A 333-nucleotide genomic window follows, 5' to 3' on the forward strand; every position below is an offset into this window, starting at 1 on the left:
GTGAACAGCGGGCTGCCGCCGGGCACCCCGCTGGCCGCCTGGGCGAGCGCGAGCGGCGCGTGCTCGTGCACGAGCAGCTCCGCCAGCTGGTCCCGGAGGCCGGAGAGGGCCTCGGTGACCGGCGTGGAGCCGATGCGCAACCGCACGGGCAGGGTGTTGATGAAGGGCCCCTGGACGCGGTCGGCGCCGGCACCGGCGTTCATGCGTCCGAAGAGGACGGTGCCGAAGACGACGTCGTCCCGCCCGCTCACCGCGGCCAGCACCCGGGCCCACGCCAGGTGGAACACGGTGGCCGCGCTCGTCCCGAGCGAACGCGCCGCCTCCCGCACCCGG

The 333-nt window shown here is 76.3% G+C and carries 1 protein-coding gene; it reads right to left on the minus strand.

Annotated elements, in window-relative coordinates:
• Positions 1-333: condensation domain-containing protein (locus H0H10_RS05090; protein WP_188179604.1), on the minus strand; the 333-nt coding region annotated here is incomplete at both ends.

The organism is Streptomyces griseicoloratus, assembly GCF_014534645.1.
GTDB classification, from domain to species: domain Bacteria; phylum Actinomycetota; class Actinomycetes; order Streptomycetales; family Streptomycetaceae; genus Streptomyces; species Streptomyces griseicoloratus.